Here is a 24,242-nt window from a genome sequence, read left to right on the forward strand (position 1 = left end):
GTCCTTTATGATAAATTTTATCAAAATAGATTTACCTTAAAGCACAAAATATTTAATATTTCCCAAATTGATGGGCAAAAATCTTCTTTTTTGCTTGATAAGGTAAAAAAATTTTTATTTTTGTGTTTTGTCATTCTTAAAATTTTAAACAAAAATCAAATTTTTCAATTAAATTTTTGTCTAAATTATGCAAAACTAGCAAGAGGGTTACATCTTGCTCAAGTAGTCAATTTATAAGATTATTAATATTTGATTTGTCAAGATTTGAAAATCCTTCATCGATAATTAATATTTTTTTTGTTTCAAAAACATGACTTGCAAAATTAATTAACTGTTTTTGCCCAACTGATAGATCTGTTTTTTCTTGGTAATTAATTAAATTTTTGTCTTTTAGGTCGTTTAAATTGACTAAATTAATTAATTCATTAATTTTTCCATAATCAGTTTTTGAATAAAAACTGATATTTTCAGCTAAATTTCCTTCAATTAACGCTGGATTATTATCAATAAAACTTATATTTTGAATAATATTTTTATCAGAAATTGTTTTTAAATTGGTGGAATTGAAAAAAATCTCACCTTTATAATCACGCTCAATACCCATTAAAATCTTTAAAAACGTCGATTTTCCAGAGCCATTATCCCCTTGAAGCAAATATTTTTTGCCCCCTATAATTTCAAAATTAATATTTTCTAGCACTTTTTTATTTTCATAACCATAATTCAAGTTTTTGACGCTAATTTTATGAATTTTTTCTGTAAAATCGCCAAAATTCAAGTTTGATTTAGGCTTATTTTCATTTAATTTAGAATCTTTAAATTGCTTTTTTAGTGATAAATATTGAACAACCAGAACAATAAAAGTGTTAAAATCACTGATAAATAACTGATTGGCACTATTGATAGTTACCAAAGCAATAATTGTTGATGCTGGATTTTCATAATAAATTCCTAAAAAAATGATTGCTAAATCCGTTAAAATTAAAAATAATTTGCGAATTGTTAAATTTATATTTGCATTAAATTGATCCCACAATGTATATTTTCTTTGCATAAAACTTGCGTTTTTTGATGTTGGTTTTAGTATTTTTTTTAGTAAATGAATTTTACCGAAAAATAAAAATGCCTCAAATTTATTTAATTTTTCACTAAATTCACTGTTTAAATTTTCAAGCGAATCTAGCTGTTGTCTAATTTTTTCACTAAAAAATTTTCTAAAAAAAACGGGAAAACTAATTCAAAGCAATGTCAAACCAAAAACTATTGCACCAATTATTGGATTTATATAAAAAATAGTTGCCAAAATTGCAATAATTGGAAAAATTAAAGAAATAATATAAAAGAAAAACATAAAAAGTGTTTCACCCTTTGTGAAAGCCTCATTAAAAAACAATGAAAAATAGTTTCCAGGCGTATTTTTAACATATTCTTTATATGATAAATTGTTAAATATACTCAATTTTTCTTTAATTAATTTTACCGCACTTAATTGTCCAAAAATTCTTGTAAAAAGTGAATTATAAATAACAGATAAAAGAGAGCTAATTATAATTGCAAACATATCTAAGCCTAACCAAATTCACATTTGAACTTGATTATTGTCTAATAAAGCCTGGTATAAAAATCTTTTTGTAACTACTGAAAGACCGGTAAGACAAAATATAAAAAGTGAATAAAAAATATTAAAAATATGCAATTTAACTATTTTTTTCATGATTATTTTTCTCCAGGTTAATTATTTCATCAAAGTCTAATTTTTGCAAATCACTTATATGATGACTAATAAAAACAATAGTTAATTCAGGATTTTTTAGCAATTTACCTATTAAAATATTTGAATAATCCTTCTGAATATTATCAAAAGCTTCATCAATTAATCAAAATTTAATAGGAGAATATTGGAGTCGTGCAAAAACAATTTTTTGTTTTTGACCTTCTGAAAGACTATTAGAGGTAATTTGGACTTCGAGGTCAAAGTCAATTTCTAGTGATTTCAGAATTGAATTTAGCTTTTGATAATCTGGATTTTCTGCAAATAAAGTAATGTTATTTTTGAGACTTGTATTAAAAATCAAATTTTGGTTATCAATAAGTCCAATTTGGTCTCTTAGATATTTTTGGTGCAATTCTTTCTGCTCATAGTTATTATTTATTAAGATTTTACCTTTATAAGTGTCATAAACTCCGGAAATTATTTTAATTAGGGTGGATTTACCAGCACCATTTGGTGCTGAAATCAAGTATTTTTTATTTTTTTCGAAAATAAAGTTGAAATTATCTACGATAGTTTTATCTTCAAATTTAAAACTAACATTTTGGAATTTAATACTATTAATAGGTTCTTCGATCATTATTTTTTGTTCTGACAAATCCTTATCTTCAACAATTTTGTCAAACAAAAATGACGATTGTTTGAATGAAAATAATGCGAGAACGATACCGCCAATATCAGAATGCAATCGATTTGAATATAAAAGTAGTGATAGAAAAACCGTCAAACTATAAAAATTATAAAATGTTAAAACTGATATTTCCATTATAATAAGTGCTACTGAAACACTGAATAAAACATTTAATCAAACATTTAACTTTGTTACTTTTTTATACTCTTTTATTTGTTTTTCGGAAAAATTTTTATAACTTGTGTAAAATAATTCTTTAAATTTTCCTATTTTATTGTGAAAATAAAATGATTTAAATGAATTAAGAAGCCCTAAATTATATTGTGAAAAAATTTCACTATTTCTTGATAGATTCATCACAGGTCCTGATGCAAACTTGTTAATTTTTTGTTGAAACAATAGCAAAACTAAACTTAAAATCATGGTTGATAAAATCAAAATTCAACTTCAATTTAATGACAAAATTATCATTAGTGAGATTGCGCCAAAAATTGATATAAGTGGAGTTATTATATTTAAAAAGTTACCAATTATTTCCAAAGCAAGTCTAAGATCATAATTAAACCAGGAAATCATAGAATTTCTGTTAAATTTCAAATGAAAATAGGAGCTGTTTTGAATTTTTTTAATAATAATATCGCTTAATTTATTCCTGATATCCATTTCTAAAAGACTGAAAATCCAACCTCTTAGAAATGAAAAAAGGATAAAAATTCCAAGTGGTGCTATCAGCATAACCAAAGTTAAACCTAAATTAAGGGTAGGTTTTTCTTCGGAAAAAAATTCAATAACAAATTTATAACTAAAAATATGAACTAGAAGACCTGCTTCTTTTATAAATATTATAAAAATTATTAGTATGAATTTTGCTCTTGCTAAGTTGAATAATTTGAAAATGTTCATTTTTTCTCCACAATTATTCTGATTAAGATAGTATAAAAATTTAGGGAAAATAATTAAGCGAATAATTCTGAAATTATTGTTATTGAGGGGTAAATTTTTGGCTTGTAATTATTAATTTTTAAATTTTTTTGGGAAATATTAACTAAAAAGCATAGGTTTTATTAAAAAAACTTTTCGTTAAATAATGAAATTTTACTTAATATTTTTTATGTTTTGGAACTTCGAACATATCAAGTTTCTAGAAAATTTGTCTAGCACGCCAAAAAAATGTAGTTTTTTCTGATTCTGATAATAAAATTAAATCTAGGAATTTCATCACATACACCCGCAATATTTTTTTCATAATTTTAACATTTTAATAAAATTTTAAAAAGAAAAATTAATAAAATTTTTTATGTTTTGTCGTTGGTTATAGGTATTAAATAAAACTACCTAAATCAAAAAAACTATGAACCTCTTGCATGTAATTAATCTTTCAGTATTTCAAATTAAAGCTAAAAAATAATAAATAACATCTCATTTATTAAAAAATCGAGACATTTTTTCTTGGCTTTAATAGTAATTATGTTTTTTTAATCTTTAAAAGTGTGAAGAAATTACCTTTTGTTGAAAAACTAAAAAATTAAATTTTTTTTGCTAATTTATCATAGAATTTTCGTATTAACTTAAAAATGTTTTCTTACAAATTATTAGCTAATTTTTTAACAATTTATAGGAAAAAATGAAATTTATGGTATAATTTCTTATCAAAGGAAAAATTATGCCAAAATATATTTTTGTCAGCGGTGGAGTTTTATCCGGGATTGGCAAAGGTGTTTCAGTTGCTTCAGTTGCTAATTTATTAAAAAATTGCGGCTATTCGGTTTATATTTTAAAACTGGATCCATATTTAAATGTTGATCCAGGAGTTTTATCACCTTATGAACATGGTGAAGTTTTTGTAACCGCTGATGGTGGCGAAACTGATTTAGATTTAGGGCATTACGAGCGATTTGTTGGTCAAAATTTTTCAAAAGATTCAAATCACACAAGTGGTAAAATTTTACTTTCAATTATTAAAAAAGAAAGAAAAGGTTTTTATCAAGGAAAAACTGTCCAAATAATTCCGCATGTAATTGATGAAATTATTTCACGAATCAAAAGTGTTGGCAATAAATACCAAACTGATTTTATTTTAGTTGAAATTGGTGGGACTGTTGGTGATATGGAATCAAATCCGTTTTTCTTTGCTGCCTCACAGATGGCCGCTGAGTCAAATTTTAAAAATGTGTTTTTTATTCACACAACTTACATTCCTTTTTTAAATGCTTCTAATGAATTTAAAACTAAACCGGCTCAGTTTTCTATATCTGAATTAAATTCACGCGGAATTCGGGCAAATTCCATTTTTTTACGTCTTGAACATGATCAAATTGATGATCATGTTGCAAAAAAAGTTGCAAAAAGCGCCTTTTTGCCATTAGAAAATGTTATTGTTATTCCGAATCTTAAAAATATCTACCAACTTCCGTTGTTATTAGAAAAAAGTAACCTATTAAATGCTATTTTTTCCCATTTTGAATTAGAACATAGACAACCTAAATTAGACAAATGGAGAGATTTTACTAATTTATTATTAAAAAAATGAGATAAAACAATAAAAATAGGTGCGCTTGGAAAATACACACAATTTTTAGATGCTTATAAGTCAATTTTGGAAGCACTAAAAATAACAGCCGCCTACCAAAAAATAAATTTAGAATTAGAATTTATTAATACCGCTGATCTAAACTTTTCAACTAGTCAGTTAAAAAATTTTGATGGTATAATAATTTTACCAGGTTTTGGTTTTCGTGGATTTGAAAATAAAGTAGAATCTGCTATTTTCACTTATCAAAATAATATTCCAACAATTGGAATTTGCCTTGGAATGCAAGCAATGACAGTTGCAATTGCGCGACTAAATGGGATTAAAAACGCACATTCAGCTGAATTTTTAGCAGAAAAACCTAATCAAACAAGTGTTCTTGATTATAACAAAATTGATGGTTCTAAACTTCAAATTGGCGGAACTCTCAGGCTTGGTGAGTATAAGGTTGTTTTTGCACAAAATTCTAAAATTGCCCAGATTTATGGAACTTCTTTTGCATACGAAAGACACCGTCATCGATTTGAAGTGGTTCAAAAATATGTTGACCAACTTGAGAATTCTGACTTTAGTTTTACTGGTCGAGATTCAGTTTCTAATTTAATTGAAGTTTGTGAATCTAAATCTCATATTTTTTATATTGGTGTCCAATATCATCCTGAATTTGTAACAAGACCTCTAGAATCTCACCCACTTTTTAATAGCTTCTTCGAAACTATTATTAAAAACAAGTGCTAAATTATTATTTTTTTAATAATTTAAAAACTGGGGCAACATAATAAATGCCAGAAATTACTGATATAATTGCTGCAAAAATAGTTGTCAAATTAAATAAATAATAGTGTTTTTCAAAAATTTCAGCACTAATTGAATATCCAAGGAAAATAATAACAATTGCTAAAATTTGTAAAACTGTCTTTAGTTTTCCTAAAAAATTAGCAGCTACATTAATATTTTTTTTTGCAAGAAAAATACGAAAGCCATCGACAATAATATCACGCAAAACAAAAACCAAAACAAGAAATCACGGAGTTAATTCTAAATAAGAAAAGAGAAAAAAGGTCGTTGTTGTCAGTATTTTATCAGTTATTGGGTCAAATATTTTTCCTAATTCTGATTCAAGACTGAATTTTCGGGCAAGGTAACCATCAAGAAAATCGGTAAAACTTGAGACAACAAAAAAGAAAAACGCTATATAAAATAGCGAAAAATAATTATATTTGGAAAAAAGATAGAGTAAAATAAAAATTATCAAGCCGCCAAGAAGGCGAAAAAAAGTTAAAAAATTAATAAAATAAAATAAAATATCTATTTTTTTCTTCATTTTTTTCAAAAAGGTAGCTTAATCGGTTTTGTCGGAATGCGATTTTGATCAAAATATTGTTGACTTAATGTTGAGAGTTCGTCAATTTGAACTTTTTTTTGTTTTAAATCAGCAATTAAATGACTATAATATTTCAAAAAGCGGATTTTTTCGTCATTAAATAATCCAAGAATATTTTTGTCATATTTTTTCAAATAACTAGCAAAATCAGTAAAATAATTAAGTTCCTTAGTATTATGTTTTATTCATAAATTTGATTTACTTTTGGATAAAATATTTATATTATTGAAAAAAATTTTTTCAGTTTCATATCCGGTTTGAATAATTTGCGAAACAACTTGATCATTTTGGAGAACTTCAAGGTGGACGCGCGCTAAATTGTTTACATCTGACATTTTTAGATTAGCGCCAACAACAAAATTTGATACTAAATCAATATTTTTTTCAATTATTACAATAATTCGCGCTAAAAAAATTGCTAAGGTTTTGTTACTTAATTCCTTAAGTTCAGCTTTTTCTATCTTTAGTCGTCTTAATTTAAGACGATTTGAAATAAAACCATAGGCTAAAAATCCAATGATTAGTGTTGTGAGCAACGCAATTACAACTATTAAATTAGTATCAACCATAAATAAAAATTAAAAAATATAGCTATCTATTTTGTTTTTTTCTTAAATTTTGCTTTAAAATTATAGGTATTTTTGCTTTCAGGATCAGGTTTTAGAAAGCGACATTTAGGAAAACCACTACATGCAATAAAACGCTGTGAAGTTTTGCGATTGTAACGATAAACCAGATCCAAACTGCATTCAGGACATTTTTCACCAGTTGTTTCAATTTCCATAACTATTTTTTCAAGCGGTTTTGATGAATTTGTAATTTCCTCTATTTTTGTTCAAAAATTATCAAGAAATTCCTTATAATCTTGTTTTCCTTGAGCAATCAAATCAAGCTCTTCTTCAATTTTAGCAGTAAAATTAGTATTAATAATATCTGGTGAAATTTTTAAAAGATTTTCCAAAACTACTCGCCCAAATTCACTCGGAATTAACGCTTTTGACTCACTTTGAACATATAAATGATCTTTAAGTTTTTTAACTGAGATTGCAAACGTTGATGGACGGCCAACTTTAATATCATCTAACTTTTCAATTAAAGTACCATCATTAAATCTTGCAGGTGGTTGGGTTTCGTGCCTGGATTCTTTAATAGTTTTTTCAAAATTTGATTCAACTTCAAATTTTGAGTCAACTAAATTATCCAATGATTCAAATTCAGGTTTAAATTTTAATTCTGGAAGTTCAGTTGCCTTGAAGTATCCATCAAATACAAATTCTGAAAATGAATAAGTAAAATTGTGTTTTTTTGAGGATGTTTTAAATAATAGACGGGTAATTTTCCGAACAGGAACTTCCATCATTGCTGAAAGTGTTGTATTGTAAACTAATTGATAAATTTGGAAATCTAGTGGACTTAAAGGATATTTTTCTTTTGCTTGTTCAGGACTAAGCTCTAAATCTGTTGGTCTAATGGCTTCGTGGGCATCTTGATCACCAGCAAAGCCTTTAATTGATTTAGCTATATAATTTTGACCAAAATTTTTTGAAATAAAATCACGACCTTTTTCAAGAAATGTTTCACTAAGACGAGTTGAATCAGTTCTTGGATAGGAAATTAAACCATGATCTCCAAAACCTTCATAAAGTTTTTGTAGCGATAATGAAACTGAAGAAGACGAATATTGCGACATTTTTTTAAAAACGGTTGCTTGTTTCAAAGGTGAAATTTTAGGATCTTTTTTTTGGGAAATCTTAAATTCATCAAGAATTAAAAACGGATTAGCTTTAATTTCATCAGTGATTTCTGCCAAAGATTCTTGGGAAAAAATCCAGTCAGATTTTTTAGACTCATTTTCTGGATTATAGTAATTAACCTCAAAAGAATTGTTTTTTTCATCTTTTAATAGAACCGAAAGATTAAAATAAACCTCGGGAATAAAAGCTTTAATTTCTTCTTCCCTTTCAACAACTAACTTTAGGCCAATAGATTGAACACGTCCGGCAGCAGGAATTTTAGGTGCATTTTGAATTTTAGTTTTTAACAACGAAGAAAGACGAAAGCCAATAATTCGATCAAGCATTCGTCTGGTTTGCTGCGAATTTACCAAATTTTGATTGAGAAGACCCGGATTTTCAAGAGCAGAAATAATTGCTGGTTTTGTAATTTCGTTATATTTTATCCGTTGATATTTATCAGCGACATTAAGATATTCAACAAGCGAAGCACCAATTGCCTCACCTTCGCGATCAGCATCGGTTGCTATAATGACAGTTTTAGCTTTTTTTGCTAATTTTTTTATTTCAGTTACAGTTTTTCTCTTAGTTTTATCAATTACATAAGAAGGTGTTCAGGTTTTTAAATTAATTCCAAGCCCAAATTCACCTGTTTTAGCCAAATTTGTAATGTGGCCAACACAAGATGTTACTGTATAAGATGAATCTAGATAAGATGAAATCGTATTGATTTTATTTGGAGATTCAACAATTATTAGCTTTTCCACGATTTAAGGACAATTTTAACTTTTTAATTCTTTTCTTTTAATTTCTTTAAGACGTGCAGATTTTCCAGAACGTTCCTTCATATAATATAATTTTGCACGACGAACTTTATTTGAACGGACAACCTCAATTTTGTCAACAAGTGGAGAATGAAGTAAAAATGTTCTCTCAACACCAACGCCGTGGGAAATTTTACGAACTACAAAACTTGAAGATAGTCCATTTTTCTTAAATTTAATTACTAAACCTTCAAAAATTTGAATTCTACTTTTATTACCTTCTTGAATTTTAACGTGAACACGAACGTTATCACCTGGCTGAAAAGTTTGGAAATCACGTATTTGGGTTGCTTCAACAATTTCCATTAATCTTGTTTGCATGTCTTACTCCTTAAAAATTTTTTTATTGATTTATAAATTATAATAAAAAAAATTTATTTAACTATTTTTTTCTTTAAATTTTATATACTTCTCTCATAAATCAGGGCGTTTTTTTTGGGTATTAATTTCTCTTTGCTTTTGACGCCAAGATTCAATTTCTTTATGATTGCCTGAAATTAAAACTTCAGGAACTAATAACCCACGAAAATTTGCTGGTCGAGAATATTGAGGATAATCTAATAGAAAATTATTAAAAGTCTCATTATCTAAAGAATTTGGGTTTATTACGTTTGGCTGTAAACGCGAAATTGCATCAATTATCGCCATTGCTGCTATCTCGCCGCCAGTTAAAACAAAATCACCTAAAGACAATTCAAAATCAATGAAATTATCAATAATCCTTTGATCAAAACCTTCATAATGACCACATAAAAGAGTTATTTCTGACTCTTTTGCTAGTTTTTTTGCAATATTTTGGTCAAATTTTTTACCTTGAGGGCTCAAGGCTATTTTTATGCCTCCAACCTTTTCAAGAGCATCAACAACTGGCTGAATTTGCAAAAGTAAGCCAGGACCACCGCCATAAACATAATCATCTACTTTTTGATGCTTGTTTTGACTAAAATCGCGAAAATTAATAATATTAACTGATATATCGCCTCTCTGAATTGCCTTTCCAATGATTGATTCAGAAGTAAAGGTTTCAAAATAGCGGGGAAACAATGTTAAAACATTAATTTTCATCTTTTAAGTTTTGAAAGAACTTTATGCTGAATGTTTTTGTTCTAAAAAAGTTTCAAAAATACCTTTTTTAGAAAAAATAGTTCGCACAGTGTTTGTTGTTTGAGCGCCTATATGCAATCAACGATATGTTTTTTCTAAATTAACCCTAGCAACTTTTTTTTGAGGATCATAAAATCCAAGCGATTCGATAAAACGACCATCACGAGGTGCGCGCGCATCTGCTACAACTATTTTATAGATTGGATTAAATTTAGAACCCATTCTTTGAAGACGAATTTTTACCATTTTAGTTCCTTTACTAGCTTTTTGGGTTATTTTCATTAAGCAATTAAATAATTATATCATAAAATAATAAAAAACAAATTTTTAAATAATTTTTGAGCGTAGAAAATCTAAAAAGATTAGGAAACACAGCTAATTTTATTGTTTCTTGAAATATCTTAAATATTTAATTAAAATATTGTCTAAGAAACGCGGTTCTAATTTTTTTAACAGTCAATTGTTCCCTTATATAACGATAAATTTTGTTTTTTTATTGTTATATACTAAAACAACGGAACTTTTTTCGAACCTTTTCATCATAGGATTGATGAGACTAGTTTTGCCAAAATCTTTGTTGATAAAATTATTTAAATCTAAATTGTTTCATAAATTTGCAAATTAAAAATTGAATAAAGATAGTTTACCATAAATTCTAAATTTTTCAAATTTTAACATAAAAATTTTAACTTAAAAAGCAAAATATGAAATATTTAAACTACTTTTTTAGTTTAAAACACTGGCAAAAATCATAAAAAAATACAACTACTATTTAAACTCAATGTAAATAGAAAACTCGTTTTTATTTAAATTGAGCCTAAAAAACAAAGATGTAAAGTTTTGAAAGAACAATAATTAAAAACCCTAAATTTATAGATTTCTAAACGGTTAAATTTAAGGCATTCCATTACATTTAAAAACATAATGGATAATTCGCATTTTCTGTTTTTTTTATGACAAAAACATAATTAATTCCCCCTTAATTCAATATCAAACTTATTAATTTATTCTTAGTGAAGTTTATTATAACATAATTTTATTTTTGGCCAAGCATTTTTTTTTTTTTTTTTTCAAAAGGTTAATTTTAAAATAATAAAAATTAAGGTTTTAGTCAAAAAAAACGGATTTACTGGTATTTTTGCGTATTTGTATTAACTAGAAAGTGAATTTTTGCCATCAAACTGGCAAACTCAGGAGTTTTGTTAATTATTTTTTTGTGGTTAAATATCAACAAAAGGTCTGGGATAATTTCAACACGGTAAATTTTTTATTAAATAAAATTCAGCCACTCAATGGAATTAAAAATTTGGAAAATATTGCAAAAATTTTAAACTGTGCTATAATTATTTTGCATTTTTAAATTAACAGCATTAAATATTGTTAAAAAAAATTCAAAATTTGTCAAGATTTGTGAGTATCCTGCTGTTGGTGAAAACATTAGATTTTGAATTCATTTAATAAATATTTAGTTTTCTCTTTTTAGTCTAAAAATGCAAATTAAATTAGTAAAAGGAGAAAAAATGTCACGCTATACAGGCCCAATTTTTAAAAAATCACGTCGTGTTGGCTTTTCTATTCTTGAAACTGGAAAAGAATTTGCAAAAGGTAAACAACGAAAATACGCACCAGGGCAACATGGTCAAAGACGTTCAAAACTTTCTGACTACGGTGTTCACCTTCGTGAAAAACAAAAAGTCCGTTTTATGTACGGTTTATCTGAAAAACAGTTTAGAAATACATATAAAAAAGCAACTAAAAAAACTGGTATTGCCGGAACTTTATTCTTACAGGCGCTCGAATCTCGTCTTGATAATTCCGTATATCGCGCAGGATTTGCCGAAACTCGTCGTCAAGCTCGCCAATTAGTTAGCCACGGTCATTTTTTGGTTAATGGAAAAAAAGTTAATATTCCATCATATCAATTAAGACAAGGTGATACATTTGAATTAACTAAATTAAAAAATGAAAAAATCCGTAAAAACGAGCAAATTTTAACAGCATTAGAAACAAAAACAGCCGCACCTTGGCTTGAAGTTGATAAACAAAATTTCAAAGTTGTTTTTTCTCGTCGTCCGGAACGTTCTGAGTTAAATCAGGAAATTAAAGAATCACTAATTGTTGAGTTCTACAGTAAATAATCTAATATTCTATATAATTGAAAAATCCAAACCTTGATTAGTTTGGATTTTTTTTATTAAAAATGGTATAATTTAACAAAGAAATAAGGGGGAAAAATGCCAAAAAAATTTGCTATATCTTCAGATCATGCTGGTTTTGAGAGAAAAAAAGAAATAATTCAATATCTTGAATCTTTAGGTCATCAAGTTACAGACCTAGGTCCATATAATGATGAGTCAAGTTCTTATGCAGTTTATGGGAAAAAATTAGCTAATTTTTTACTTGAAAACGAAAATCAGATTGGAATTGGAATTTGCGGGACAGGTCTTGGTATGTCTTATGCGCTAAATCGTTTTAAAGGAATTCGCGCCGCGAGAGTAACAAATGAAAATGATGCTTTTCTGGCCAAATTACATAATAATGCAAATGCTCTAGCTCTTTCAGGTAGATTTAATTCCCTTGAAGAATCTAAAAAAATTATTGATAAATTTTTAGAAGCCCAATACGAAGCTGGCCGGCACCAATCTCGAATTGACGAATTGGACAAATAAAATGCCTGAATTGCCAGAAGTTGTTACCGTTGTAAATGCCTTAAAAAACGAGATTATCGGTAAAAAAATAGTCAATGTTTTGGCTAAGGACGAAAGTTTTATAAAAGAAATTTCATTTGTTGAATTTAAAAAAATAGTGAAAAATTCAACTATAATAGATGTTCAAAATAGGGCTAAACATATTTTATTTTTTTTAGATAACCAAAAGGTTTTACTCTCACATTTGCGAATGAATGGGAAATATTTTACTTATAAGTATCCAAAATGAAATAAATTTGATTATATTTCCTTTATCTTTTCGGATAATTCAGTTTTAAATTATAATGATAGTCGAAAATTCGGGACTTTTGTTATTAGAGATCATTTTAATTTATTCAAAGTTAAACCCTTAGTCGATTTAGGACCGGAACCTTTTTATATAAATGTTGAGGATTTTTACCAAAAAATCAAGAAATCAACTCGCTCAATCAAATCGATTTTACTTGATCAGAAAATAATGAGTGGGTTAGGAAATATTTATGCTGATGAGGTTTGTTTTGCGGCTAAAATTTCTCCAGACAAAATTGCTAACCAAATAACCTTAGAACAAGCCAAAATAATCGTTGAAAAGAGCAAAGAAATTCTGCAAAAATCAATCGAATTAGGCGGATCAAGTATAAATTCATATACTTCTTTGAATGCTAAAGAGGGTAAATTTCAAAATTTTTTAAAGGTACATACTAAAAAAAATTTGCCTTGTACTAAGTGCAATGAAAAAATTTTAAAAGTTGTCGTTGCTGGCAGAGGAACTTATTTTTGCCCAAATTGCCAAATTGAATAAAAAAACCTATAAATTCATAGGTTTTTTTATTCAATTTTACTTTTTATTAGCTCTCAAAATTCTTCTTCAGAGATTCTTTTAACGCCTAATTTAATTGCTTTTTCTATTTTTGATCCGGTGGATTCACCGGTTACCAAATAAGCTGTTTGTTTTGTTATTGATGTGTGAAAATATGCACCTGTTTGTTCGATAATTTTAACAAATTCGTGTCTTGGTTTGGATAATTTTCCCGAAATTGCAAACGATGTTCAACCAATTAAGGACGGTGAAATAGTTGGATTTTTAAAATTAAAATTCACCTTTTCAAGACAATCAAGTAGTTTTTGATTTTCCTCATTATTAAAATAATCAGTCAGTGAATTAATTATAACAGGGCCAAAATCATTTTGATTTTTTAGTATTTCAAAATCTAATTTTCTTAATTCAGGAATATTTTTAGCATATCTTGCAAGAATTTTAGCGGCTTTTATTCCAACATTTTTTATTCCTAAACCAAAAATTAACCTATGAAAATCGATGTTTTTTGCTTTTTCAACCTCATTAAGCAATTTAATTATTGACTTAATTTGCAAAGATGGAGCGCGCTTATTTTCTGAATTTATTTGACTAGGTTTAAATTCAGAAAAAATTTTTTCAAGGTTATTTTTAAGGTCAAAAATGTCACAAATATTGGAAATAATTTTTTTATCTAATAGTGTTTGAATTCTTTTTTCGGCTAAAGTTTCGATATTTAGAGCGGCTTTTGATGAAAAGTGGACGATTTTTTGGAGAATTATACCAGGACAATTTTTGTTTTGACAAAATTGATCAATTCCTGATTCACTAAAAATTAGTTCAGACTGACATTTGGGACAGTTTTTTGCAATTAAAAAATTAGTTTTTTCGTGTTGTTCAACACTTCCGATAATTTGTGGGATAATTTCGCCCGCTTTTTTAACAAAAACATCTGACATTAAATTTAATTTTAGATTTTCAATATAAGAATAATTAGGCAAAACAGCTGAAGAAATAAGGCTGCCACCAAGATTTACAGGTTCAATTTTGGCATTATATGTAACTTTTCCGGTTCTGCCAATTGTGGGAAAAATTTCTAGTAGTTTAGTTTTTGCAACGTCATCTTCAAATTTAAAGGCAATAATACTATGAGGAAATTTAGATGTATAACCTAACTGATCATAAAGTAAAAACTCATTAATTTTGATAACAACGCCATCAATATTGTAATTTAGTTGTTCTCTTTTTTGCTTAATTTGGCCAATAAAGTCAAAAACATCGTTTAAATTCTTACATTCTTTTTGAAAATCATTAGTCTTAAAACCTAATTTTTTTAGAAAAGATATTGCCTCTGACTGTCTAAAAATTTTATGTTTTTCTGGTTCTACAAGTGTATAAAAAAAACCGCTTAAAAATGAAAAATCATCGCTATTTGAATCTTTTTGGTTCTTTTTATATCGTCTAAGAATTCCACTTGCGGCATTTCGAGGATTTTTAAACACATTTGTCTCAGTTTGCAAACTTTCAAAGGCAAAATTATCTATGTAAATTTCCCCTCTTATTTCAAGGTCATCAAAATAATCTATTGTTTTAGGGATGAATTCATCTTTAATTTTAAGGACATTAACTAAAACATCCTCCCCAAAAACGCCATCACCACGAGTTAGTGCTTGAATAAGTTGGCCGTTTTTATAAATTAGTGAAAGTGAAATTCCATCAATTTTGGGTTCGACAAAAAAAGTTACATTTTCTAAAATTGCCATTGCTTTTTGGGCTCATTTTTCAAGTTCGGATTTTGTATGTGCCTTATTGAGCGATAACATCGGAACTGAGTGTTTAATTTTGGCAAATTTTGATGTAATTTTACTACCAACTTGTTGGCTTGGTGATGAATTAAGTTCATCTAAAGTAAAAAGATAATAATATTTTTGCTCCAAATTTATTAATTCTCTCAGCTTTTTGTCGTAAATTAAATCATCAACAAGCGGATTTTGCAATTGATAGTAATGATGATTTCAAATTTCAATTTGCTTTCTTAGCTCAATAATTTCATTGCGTATTTTAGAATTATTTTCCATGATTAAATTTTTTGATTAGTGTAGAGTCATCAAAGTGGCAAGCGTGAAATTGGAATAATATTCATTTCCATTAAAACAGTTAAAGTAATAAGACCAATAAAAATAAGAGCAAAAAGATAATCAAGTTTGTTAAAAACTAGACGGCGATAACGACTTCTTTTTGCATAAACATCATAACCACGGACATCCATAGCATTTGAGAGATCTTCAGCCCGTGAAAAAGCAAGCACAAAAAGTGGAATTACTAAAGTTATTAATGATTTGACTTTATCCTTAATTTTTCCGTGTTTAAAATCAACCCCACGCGAAGATTGAGCTTTCATAATTCGGGTCGCCTCAAGTAACAAAGTCGGAATAAAACGAATCGCGATTGAAATAATCATTGCAATTATATGGGTTGGAATGAATAAAAGTTTTAGAGGTAAAATTAAATCTTCAATTGCGCGGGTTAGTAAAAATGGTTTTGTTGAATAAGTTAAAATTGTAGTTGAAATTATCATTCCATAAATTCGAATCGCTAAAACTAGTGAGCGAATTATGCTAACAGTACCAATTGAAAATTTTATACTCCCAAATAAAACTGTTGGCTTGACTAAATATCAAGAAATAAAGTGGTTTGTTTCATCGGGATTTAGACCTAAAACTTTATATTTAGGCACTTCATTATCAGATGAAATGCCTAAAATTACATTAATATTTTGCTGATCAATAATAAATCCGTAAATTATTAGCATAATTATGAAAATGATTATCGGCATTTTCATTAAAGTAAAAATTTGCTTAACTCTTTTTGTTGTTATATAGAAAAAAACAAGCGAAAGCAAAAGCAGAATTGAAATTGTCGCTAAATGGGTAGTGACAAAAAAAAGCACTGCAAAAAGAATGTTAAAAGCTATTTTTAGTCGGGGGTCCATTTTATGAATTATTGTGTTTCTTGGGACATATTTAGCAACACTAATTTGCATTTTTTCCCTTTTTTATTAATAGATTAATTTGACTAATTAATTCGTCAATTGACTTGACTTTGGAAATTGGATATCCTATTTTTGCTAATTTTTCACGGAAATTCAGCAAATTTGTAGGTAACATTTCATTTTCAATAAGAAATTGATTATTATCTAAAATAGGATATGTTTCACCATCATATATAATTTTACCATCTTTAAAAAAAATACAACGTTTTGTTCACTCTAAAACACTATCAAGATCATGAGTTGCCAAAATGATTGTCTTGCCTTTTTTGTGAAGAGTGTCCAATATTTCAAGCATTTTTACTGAACCTTGAGGGTCAAGACCTGCCGTTGGTTCATCAAAAAAAATTATATCCGGATCCATTGCTAAAATTCCAGCAATTGCAACTCTTCGTTTTTGGCCACCTGAAAGTTCAAAAGGTGATTTGTCTAAAAAAGTCTCATCAAGGCCGACTAGTTTTATCATTTCAGCTGCTTTTTTTTTGGCTTCTTCTTTGTTTACTCCCATTGAAACTGCGCCAAAAATAATATCTTTTTCAATAGTTTGCTCAAAAAGTTGGTATTCAGCAAATTGAAAAACCACTCCAACTCTACGGCGAATTTGGTTTATAAATTTAAACTTTGATTTTAAAAATCTTGGTCTTTCAACAACTAATTTTTTTTCAGTTTTTGATTCTTGATCAAAATAAAAATACTCAACTTGACCTTTATCAGGGAGCAAAAGCGCATTCATATGTTGGATAAAAGTTGTTTTTCCTGAGCCAGTTTGACCTATTATTGCGATAAATTCACCTTGATTAATTTCAACCGATACATTATCGAGCGCTCTTATTTCAATTGGTAATTTTTGGTCATAAATTTTTACAATGTTTTTTGCTTTAATTTTCATAATTGTTCCAGCAATTCATTTTCATCATAGGTCGGCGTTATAAAATCAAGGTTTTTCGAAATTTTATAAATAAAAGGCGAGTCAATTTTAGCTTTTTCGATTATTTCCTCATTATTTAAAATTAATTTTGGATCACCTTTTGCAATAATTTGACCTTTGGCAAAGACAACAACTTCATCCGCCAAAATCGCTTCGTTCATATTGTGCGTTATTGAAATCAAAGTTTTGGTTTTATCTTTACGGAGGTCATCTAAAATTTTAACAACATCACTTTTTCCTTTTGGATCAAGCATCGAGGTTATTTCGTCAAAAATTATTATTTGCGGATTTAGGGCTAAAACTGAAGCAATGGCAACTCTTTGCTTTTGACCACCAGATAAAAATTGCGGTTCGCGCTCGAGATAAGATTGCATTTGTACTTTTTGGGCCAATTCTGCAATAATTTTTGGCATTTTTTTTGGATCTTCGTTAATATTTTCCAAACTAAAGGCAATATCATCCTCAACTGTTGCCCCAACAAATTGATTATCTGGGTTTTGAAAAATAATCCCGATTTTCTTTCTAATTTTAGGCAAGCTTTCTTTATTTAATAAAATTGAATCAACTTCAACTGTACCTTTTTGCGGTCTAGCGATTCCGGAAATAATTTTAGAAAATGTCGACTTTCCTGATCCATTGTGACCTAAAATTGCATAATATTTGCCTTTTTCAAAAGTTAGACTAACATCTTTGAGCACTAAGTGGTTCATATCATTAGTGTAACTAAAGCAAATATTTGTAACTTTTATCATTTTTTATTTTATTCCTTTTTGTTTGGATCAAAAATAGCAACAAAAGGTCAATTTCGATATTTTTCCTGATAATCAAGTCCATAACCAACAAGAAAAGCATCGGGAACTTCAAAGCCAAAATAATCTGGTTCAATATCAGTTTTTCTTTTTTCTTTTTTATAAAATAAAGTAATTATTTTTAGTGATTTTGGTTTTTTTAATTTTAAATGTTCACTAATTTTTGTCAAAGTTATCCCTGAATCAAAAATATCATCAATTAAAATAACATCTTTATTTTCAATTTTTAGGTCAATATCAGTAATAACTTTTAATTCACCGCCTGATTGTGTGCCACCAAAATAGGATTTGGCAATTATGCAATCGACCATTAAATCAACTTCGATTTGTTGAATTAAATCAGTAAGAAAAATTAATGAACCTTTAAGAACAGCAACAAAAACAATTTCTTGTGAATTTTTATAATTTAAATTTATTCACTTTGCAATCTCATCAATTCTAGTTTTAATTTGTTTATTGTCAAACAAAATTTTTACAATATGTTTGTTAATCATTTTAACCCGTCTTTTTAAAATATTTTAATCTAAAATTTTACACTATTTTTAGAAAAATTTTCATATTTATTTGCTTTTAACTTCGGTTTTTCATCGTTCTTTAACCTTAAAACCATTGTGAATTCACCTTTGGTAGAATTTTGAAGTTCAGCTAAAATTTTCAAAGGAGAACCAAAAAAATATTTTTGATAAATTTTTGTCATTTCCTTAACAAGAAAAATTTCAACTTTCTCGCCATAAAATTCATTAATTACTTCAAGAATATAAATTAATTTATATGGTGAAACGTAAAAAATATAACTATAATTTAGTATAAAATGTTCAATTTGTTTAATTATTTGTTGCTTTTTTGAATTAAAAAAACCCATAAAAACTAACGGTAAATCAAAACCAGAAAGAACAAAAGCACCAACAAAAGCACATGCGCCAGGTAAAAAATCAACTTCGACATTATTTTCATGGGCTCATTTTATCAAAATTTGACCTGGATCACTAATTGAAGGAGTGCCTGCATCGGACATTAGAATAATGTTTTGGTTAGTTAAAAATATGTCAGACTTTTTGGCGATAGTTGCTTTTTCGTTAAATTTGTGATAGGAAATTAACTTTTTATCTTTAATTTCCAAAAAATTTAATATTTTTTTGGAAGTTCGCGTGTCCTCGCACAAAATTAAATCAGCTGACTTTAGTGCTTGAATTGCTCGCAGAGTTATATCTTGTAAATTTCCAATTGGAGTTGCTATAACAGTGATTTTTGCCATAATTCTAAGTTAAAATATTATTTAGACGAACTAAAAAGCCCGATTTTTGAATATTAAAGTTTGCATTTGTCTCAAGTGATGAAAGAAATTTTTTAAACGTTTGATTAATGCTTACTATTTTTTCAGAATTAAAATCAAAAGAATTCGTTTTTTTAGCATGTTTTTTGTTAGGGTCAGAATTGCTTAAAAAAAATTGTTTAAAATGAGCAATTATTATCTGAAGAAAAATAAATGAGTTTTCTTTTGTTAAAACCTGATTTAAAAATAGTAAAAAATCAAATTTTGTTTTAGTTAAATTATTTAGTAATGATTTTAATTTGTCTAAATCCGAATCACTAATAGCCTTAATAGCTAAAATTGCTTGATCAAAATTGGTGAAAATATTTGCATATATAGCATTATAAGGTGTTTTTTTTCATGTATCTAACTTTTTTTTAAGCTCATTTTTTCTATTTAAATCATTGAAAAAAAATATTTGACAACGAGAAACTATAGTTGGAATAATTAAATCAGAGGAAAAAGAAGTTAGTAAAAAATAAGTATTCAAAGGAGGATCTTCTAAAATTTTTAGAAATGAATTTAGTACAGAAATATGGGCATTTTCAATGTTTTTTATTAGGAAAATCTTTGAATTATCGCCATAAAGAGAGGAAAAATACAACTTGTTTACCTCTTCTAAAAATTCTGTTTTTGAAAGGCGATTATCTGAAAAATCATGTTGAAAAATTTGTGGTTTTTGACTAAATATCTCTAAAAAATCGGCTATTTTCTCATCTAGAAAATCTGAATAACTCGATACAAGCAAAATTGCGTGTGGAATTGTTTTAGTTTTTGACAAATTATCGAGAAAATTGCGCCAATTTGTCGTAATTTGCTTCATAATAGCTCTCAAAAAAATTAATTATATCTGTTAAAACATGATCATAATCGCCGTTACCGTCAATTTTAATGAAATTTTTTCTTGTTTTTAATAAATATTCATATCCTTTAATAACTTGTCTATAAAAATCCTCGCCGCGATTTTCAAGTCGGTCTCGCTTTTCATTTCGATAAATAGCCATTCGCTCGCGTGATTTTGAAATTTTAACATCGAGGAAAATGGTAAGATCTGGAAAAGTTTTTTCAGAAATTAAACTATTTAAATTAAAAACTAAATCTGGACTTAAATTATTTCCAAACCCTTGATATGCAATCGAAGAATCAATATAGCGATCACAAAGAACAATTTTTCCAGATTTTAAGGCTGGCCAAATTACTTGTTCAAGATGAATTCTTCTCGAAGTTGCAAATAAAAGCATCTCCACATATGGACTAATTTGATTTTTTTTATTAAGTAAAAACTCGCGGATTTGTTGTGCTTCTTGCGAATCTCTGCCGCTATATGGTTCAAAAGTTATAACAATTTCCTTTTCTGGAAATTTAATTCTTAAATACTTTGCAAACAAATTCATAACGGTTGATTTACCGCTTGCATCGATCCCTTCAAAACTTATAAACATATTATTTTTCCATTTCTTGCCGATTTTCCAACGCTTGATTTAAGGTTATATTGTCAATATAATCAATTGCCGCCCCAAAAGGGATGCCTGTAGCTAGCCTAGTAATTTTTGCTGAGGATAAAAACTTGTGTTTTGCAAGATAATTTGCAAAAATTCAGCCTTCCATTGTTGAAGAAAGAGCGATAATAATTTCACTTTTTTCATGAGCAAGGTCTGCAAGTTTTTTTATTTGCAAGTCATGATTTTCGAGCTTTTTAATATCATATTTACCAAAAACAAAATACTTGCCATCATATTTTCCTAGTTTTTCAAATTTTGTGACCATTTCAGAATTTTCAACCACTAATATTTTAAAAGAACGCTGAAAATCAAGGCATATTTGGCAAACTGAATTAGCATTTAGATATCCGCATCGCTCACAATATTGAAGATTTCGTTTTAAATTATAAAGTTGCTCGACAAATGTCTCAATCTGACTAAGGGGCGTATCGATTAGAGAAAATAAAATATTAGTGGCTTGTTTTTTTGTGATTCCGGGAACTTTTCTTAATTGATCAACTAGTTTTTCAAAATTTTCATCTACCATGATTCAAAATTAATGTGATTGAGTTGGGGCAATTTTTTCATTTTCTTCTCTAATTTTCAACAAAGCTTGATTTAATGTAATCGAAATTAAATCTTCTAATGTTTCAATATCGTCTTTGTCGACTAAAAATGGAGAAATTTTTAACTTTTTTAACTCAAATCCTCCTGAAATAGTCAGCGAAATTCCTTGATTTTCAAAGTCAAAATCTGTTTTTTCTAACAAATCTTTTTTTACTTTATGATCTTTTTGCATTTTTTGTGCTTCTTTTAATAGTTTTTGAAGATTCATGTTTTTCCTTTCTCTTATTTTTAATAAATTATATAAACTATTTTAAAAAGTTTAAAAATTTTTATTCATCAAAGAATAGTTTTTGTAAATCTGCCTTAGAAATAGTGCGTTTTTTTGGTTTTTCAAAAGGTTTTAGCACAAATTTTTCTCCGCGCGCTCTCATTTCATTTGCCCTTTTCTTTGTTTCTTCAACAAGATTATTACTTAAAGCAAGACCATAGATATCCTGACCAAAAACGGTTTTTAATAACTGGTTGACTTGGTCGCCTTCTTTTTCCATTTTCTCAATTAGTAATTCTTCATATTCTGGATTTTTAGTAAAAAAACACACAAAATTAGATCCTAATGAAAGAATTTCTGCATGTTTTAATACTCCAACAGTATCTATGAATTCAAAATTATACTGAAAATCTAACAAATTTTTACTCCATTTTTTGCGTAAATCTAAATAAATTTCACGGTTTGTGTCATAAAATTTTTTTCCCAAAAGTATAAGATTTAGCGCCTCATCAACTGACAAATAATCATTTGGCAAATTCTTTTTTAAAAATTTATTTACGTATGAATTTCTATCAAATGAAAAATTATTGTCATTTTCTTCATTTTTACTAAAATATGATGTTTGATTATTTGTTTTTGGACTTGAATCAATGAAATTATCATTTTTTTTGGCAGTATCATTAGTATTTTTATCATTAGTATTTAAAAATGAGTTGGAAAAATCGATGTTTTCAGTCGAATTCAAATTTGAACTTTCAGTTTTATTTAAAAAATTACTTTGATAACTAGCGCCCTCGGGGTCTAACAAAGGATTAAAAGCATTGTCCCTGTTTTTAAAATTTTCCCCTGTTTTAGTGCTTTTTTGAGTTTTTAAGATTTTTGTCTCTAAATTATTTTTGATTTTACGGTCAAAAATTGATTCCCAAGCCAAATCATCGCTACCATGTAAATCTAAATCGCCATCATCATCGTCATCAAGAATTGGATCATTATAACTAAATAAATTTTGGGTATTTGTTTTTTGACTCAAATTATAATTTGGGCCAAAATTTTTATCACGGACAGTAACAAACTCTAATTTTTTTGGTGGTTTTTCCTCTTTTTCAATATTTTCCTCACTTTCTTGAGCGTCGATTTTTAGCTCTTCTTTTGGTTTTTCAGCTAATTTGACTGAATTTTCTAAAACAGGTTGGCTTTTTTCTTGCAAGTTTTCCTTTTTAAAAGCAAGAATTTTCATAACAAAAATTTCAAGGGCTAAACTTTGAAACTTATCATGATTAATGTCTTTTAAAGTTGAAAAGCCAATATCTAAAAATTTAAAAGCAAAATCGTGACTAATTTTTAAATTTGCCAAATCAGAAGTTGAATAAATTTCAATTAAGTCTTCTTCTTGAGTTTTTTCTCATATAATTCACTCTTTGACTAAATTTATTAATGACTCAACTAAAATTTGAAAATTTTTACTTTGTAATAAAAGTTTATCTAATAAATCAAAGGCTTTTTGGGAATCAGCTAAAAAAAGAACGTTTATAAATTCAACAAGTTTTTCACTTGAAACTAGTCCAAAAAGTTCTTCAACACTTTTTTTACTCAAAAAGTTGTTGCCAAAAATTACCACCTGCTCAAGAATTGAAATTGCATCCCGCAAACTGTTGTGGCTTAATAAACACACGGATTTTAGGGCTTCTTCTTCATATTCTACGCCTTCATAGTTTAAAATTTGTGAAAGTCGTTGTGAAATTTGCTCTTTATTTAGGCCAAGAAAATTATATCTCTGGACTCTCGAGAGAATTGTCAAAGGGATTTTATGAACTTCGGTAGTTGCTAAAATGAAAATAATATGGCTTGGCGGTTCTTCCAGAGTTTTTAAAAAAGCGTTAAAAGCTGAAGTTGAAAGCATATGAACCTCATCTAAAATATAAATTTTATATGGGCTAACTTGAGGTAGATTAATAGAATTTTCAACAATTTCACGGATTTCTTTAACACCATTATGTGAAGCAGCGTCCATTTCAACTATATCAATAGAGTTATTTATATTTTTAAGGCAATTTTGACACGGGTCGATCGAATTTTGCTCTTTGTGAGTGCAATTTATTGCATTTGCAAATATTTTTGCAAGTGAAGTTTTTCCAGTACCTCTTGGGCCTGAAAAAAGATAAGCGTGAAAAAACTTTTTTGATTTAACGATATTTTTTAAACTTTCAACTAAATATTGTTGGCCAACAACATCAGCAAATTTAGTAGGTCGATATTTTCGATATCAAGCTACATATTCATTTGTATTTTTCATATTTCTCCAAGATTTTCAAAAAAAATCCTTTAAAATTTTTAAATTTAATATTTAAAAATAAAAGTATACTTAAAT

Annotated in this window: 23 protein-coding genes; 4 read left to right on the forward strand and 19 right to left on the reverse strand. The window is 27.6% G+C overall.

Features of this window, described 5'->3' with window-relative positions:
* Positions 1-136: 136 nt before the first annotated feature.
* Positions 137-1,714 (reverse strand): ABC transporter ATP-binding protein, encoded by a 1,578-nt coding sequence (locus KW512_RS00635; protein WP_258841593.1) that lies wholly within the window; start codon positions 1,712-1,714, stop codon positions 137-139.
* The gene (locus KW512_RS00640; protein WP_258841594.1) at positions 1,698-3,305 is read right to left on the reverse strand and encodes an ABC transporter ATP-binding protein; all 1,608 of its coding nucleotides are present in this window, start codon (positions 3,303-3,305) and stop codon (positions 1,698-1,700) included. Before KW512_RS00640 ends, KW512_RS00635 begins: the two co-directional genes overlap by 17 nt.
* 760 nt (positions 3,306-4,065) lie before the next feature.
* On the opposite strand from KW512_RS00640, the gene KW512_RS00645 reads away from it, so the two are divergent.
* A complete protein-coding gene (locus KW512_RS00645) occupies positions 4,066-5,670 on the forward strand; it encodes a CTP synthase (protein ID WP_258841595.1) in 1,605 nt (534 codons plus the stop codon).
* Between the two features lie 4 nt (positions 5,671-5,674).
* Here the strand turns inward: KW512_RS00645 and pgsA are convergent, their stop codons facing one another.
* The 6 genes from pgsA to rpsP are packed head-to-tail and all read right to left on the reverse strand — an operon-like array spanning position 5,675 to position 10,223.
* Positions 5,675-6,256: a CDP-diacylglycerol--glycerol-3-phosphate 3-phosphatidyltransferase gene (pgsA, locus tag KW512_RS00650; protein WP_258841596.1), complete on the reverse strand. Its 582-nt coding sequence runs from the start codon at positions 6,254-6,256 to the stop codon at positions 5,675-5,677.
* Entirely contained in the window at positions 6,241-6,885 is a 645-nt protein-coding gene (locus tag KW512_RS00655; protein ID WP_258841597.1) for an MHJ_0274 family protein, read from the reverse strand. Before KW512_RS00655 ends, pgsA begins: the two co-directional genes overlap by 16 nt.
* A gap of 26 nt (positions 6,886-6,911) precedes the next feature.
* Complete coding sequence (gene topA, locus KW512_RS00660) at positions 6,912-8,816, reverse strand: type I DNA topoisomerase (protein ID WP_258841598.1); 1,905 nt, start codon at positions 8,814-8,816, stop codon at positions 6,912-6,914.
* Between the two features lie 15 nt (positions 8,817-8,831).
* On the reverse strand, positions 8,832-9,194 hold the full coding sequence (rplS, locus tag KW512_RS00665; RefSeq protein WP_010320873.1) for a 50S ribosomal protein L19: 363 nt from the start codon (positions 9,192-9,194) through the stop codon (positions 8,832-8,834).
* A 57-nt stretch (positions 9,195-9,251) separates the two neighbouring features.
* On the reverse strand, positions 9,252-9,938 hold the full coding sequence (trmD, locus tag KW512_RS00670; RefSeq protein WP_258841599.1) for a tRNA (guanosine(37)-N1)-methyltransferase TrmD: 687 nt from the start codon (positions 9,936-9,938) through the stop codon (positions 9,252-9,254).
* A 21-nt stretch (positions 9,939-9,959) separates the two neighbouring features.
* Positions 9,960-10,223, reverse strand: a complete 264-nt coding sequence (gene rpsP, locus KW512_RS00675) for a 30S ribosomal protein S16 (protein WP_010320875.1) — start codon at positions 10,221-10,223, stop codon at positions 9,960-9,962.
* A 1,274-nt stretch (positions 10,224-11,497) separates the two neighbouring features.
* Here rpsP and rpsD point away from each other — a divergent pair.
* The 3 genes from rpsD (at position 11,498) to mutM (ending at position 13,466) form a co-directional block, all read left to right on the forward strand.
* On the forward strand, positions 11,498-12,115 hold the full coding sequence (gene rpsD, locus KW512_RS00680; protein WP_010320876.1) for a 30S ribosomal protein S4: 618 nt from the start codon (positions 11,498-11,500) through the stop codon (positions 12,113-12,115).
* 96 nt (positions 12,116-12,211) lie between these two features.
* On the forward strand, positions 12,212-12,646 hold the full coding sequence (gene rpiB / locus KW512_RS00685; protein WP_258841600.1) for a ribose 5-phosphate isomerase B: 435 nt from the start codon (positions 12,212-12,214) through the stop codon (positions 12,644-12,646).
* 1 nt (position 12,647) lies between these two features.
* A complete protein-coding gene (mutM, locus tag KW512_RS00690; protein ID WP_258841601.1) occupies positions 12,648-13,466 on the forward strand; it encodes a DNA-formamidopyrimidine glycosylase in 819 nt (272 codons plus the stop codon).
* 26 nt (positions 13,467-13,492) lie between these two features.
* Here mutM and ligA read toward each other — a convergent pair whose 3' ends face one another.
* From ligA to dnaX, 11 genes are all read right to left on the reverse strand, one after another.
* Positions 13,493-15,538 carry an NAD-dependent DNA ligase LigA gene (gene ligA, locus KW512_RS00695; protein ID WP_258841602.1) on the reverse strand — a complete coding sequence of 682 codons (2,046 nt, stop codon included), beginning with the start codon at positions 15,536-15,538 and terminating at the stop codon, positions 13,493-13,495.
* A gap of 2 nt (positions 15,539-15,540) precedes the next feature.
* Positions 15,541-16,503 carry an energy-coupling factor transporter transmembrane component T family protein gene (locus KW512_RS00700; RefSeq protein WP_258841603.1) on the reverse strand — a complete coding sequence of 321 codons (963 nt, stop codon included), beginning with the start codon at positions 16,501-16,503 and terminating at the stop codon, positions 15,541-15,543.
* Positions 16,493-17,398: an ATP-binding cassette domain-containing protein gene (locus tag KW512_RS00705; RefSeq protein WP_258841604.1), complete on the reverse strand. Its 906-nt coding sequence runs from the start codon at positions 17,396-17,398 to the stop codon at positions 16,493-16,495. The genes KW512_RS00700 and KW512_RS00705 overlap by 11 nt, the downstream gene beginning before the upstream one ends.
* The gene (locus KW512_RS00710) at positions 17,371-18,189 is read right to left on the reverse strand and encodes an energy-coupling factor transporter ATPase (protein ID WP_258841605.1); all 819 of its coding nucleotides are present in this window, start codon (positions 18,187-18,189) and stop codon (positions 17,371-17,373) included. Before KW512_RS00710 ends, KW512_RS00705 begins: the two co-directional genes overlap by 28 nt.
* A gap of 8 nt (positions 18,190-18,197) precedes the next feature.
* A complete protein-coding gene (hpt, locus tag KW512_RS00715) occupies positions 18,198-18,740 on the reverse strand; it encodes a hypoxanthine phosphoribosyltransferase (protein ID WP_258841606.1) in 543 nt (180 codons plus the stop codon).
* Between the two features lie 29 nt (positions 18,741-18,769).
* Positions 18,770-19,501, reverse strand: coding sequence for a 16S rRNA (cytidine(1402)-2'-O)-methyltransferase (rsmI, locus tag KW512_RS00720; RefSeq protein WP_258841607.1), 732 nt, complete (start codon positions 19,499-19,501; stop codon positions 18,770-18,772).
* A 4-nt stretch (positions 19,502-19,505) separates the two neighbouring features.
* Positions 19,506-20,381, reverse strand: coding sequence for a DNA polymerase III subunit delta' (locus tag KW512_RS00725; RefSeq protein WP_258841608.1), 876 nt, complete (start codon positions 20,379-20,381; stop codon positions 19,506-19,508).
* Positions 20,341-21,000, reverse strand: coding sequence for a dTMP kinase (tmk, locus tag KW512_RS00730; protein ID WP_258841609.1), 660 nt, complete (start codon positions 20,998-21,000; stop codon positions 20,341-20,343). The genes KW512_RS00725 and tmk overlap by 41 nt, the downstream gene beginning before the upstream one ends.
* A 1-nt stretch (position 21,001) precedes the next feature.
* Entirely contained in the window at positions 21,002-21,586 is a 585-nt protein-coding gene (locus KW512_RS00735; protein ID WP_258841610.1) for a recombination protein RecR, read from the reverse strand.
* 9 nt (positions 21,587-21,595) lie between these two features.
* Positions 21,596-21,874 (reverse strand): YbaB/EbfC family nucleoid-associated protein, encoded by a 279-nt coding sequence (locus KW512_RS00740; protein WP_258841611.1) that lies wholly within the window; start codon positions 21,872-21,874, stop codon positions 21,596-21,598.
* Positions 21,875-21,935: 61 nt separating this feature from the next.
* On the reverse strand, positions 21,936-24,167 hold the full coding sequence (gene dnaX / locus KW512_RS00745) for a DNA polymerase III subunit gamma/tau (protein WP_258841612.1): 2,232 nt from the start codon (positions 24,165-24,167) through the stop codon (positions 21,936-21,938).
* Positions 24,168-24,242: the final 75 nt, after the last annotated feature.

It is taken from the genome of Mesomycoplasma ovipneumoniae, assembly GCF_024758565.1.
Lineage (GTDB): Bacteria > Bacillota_I > Bacilli_A > Mycoplasmatales > Metamycoplasmataceae > Mesomycoplasma > Mesomycoplasma ovipneumoniae_B.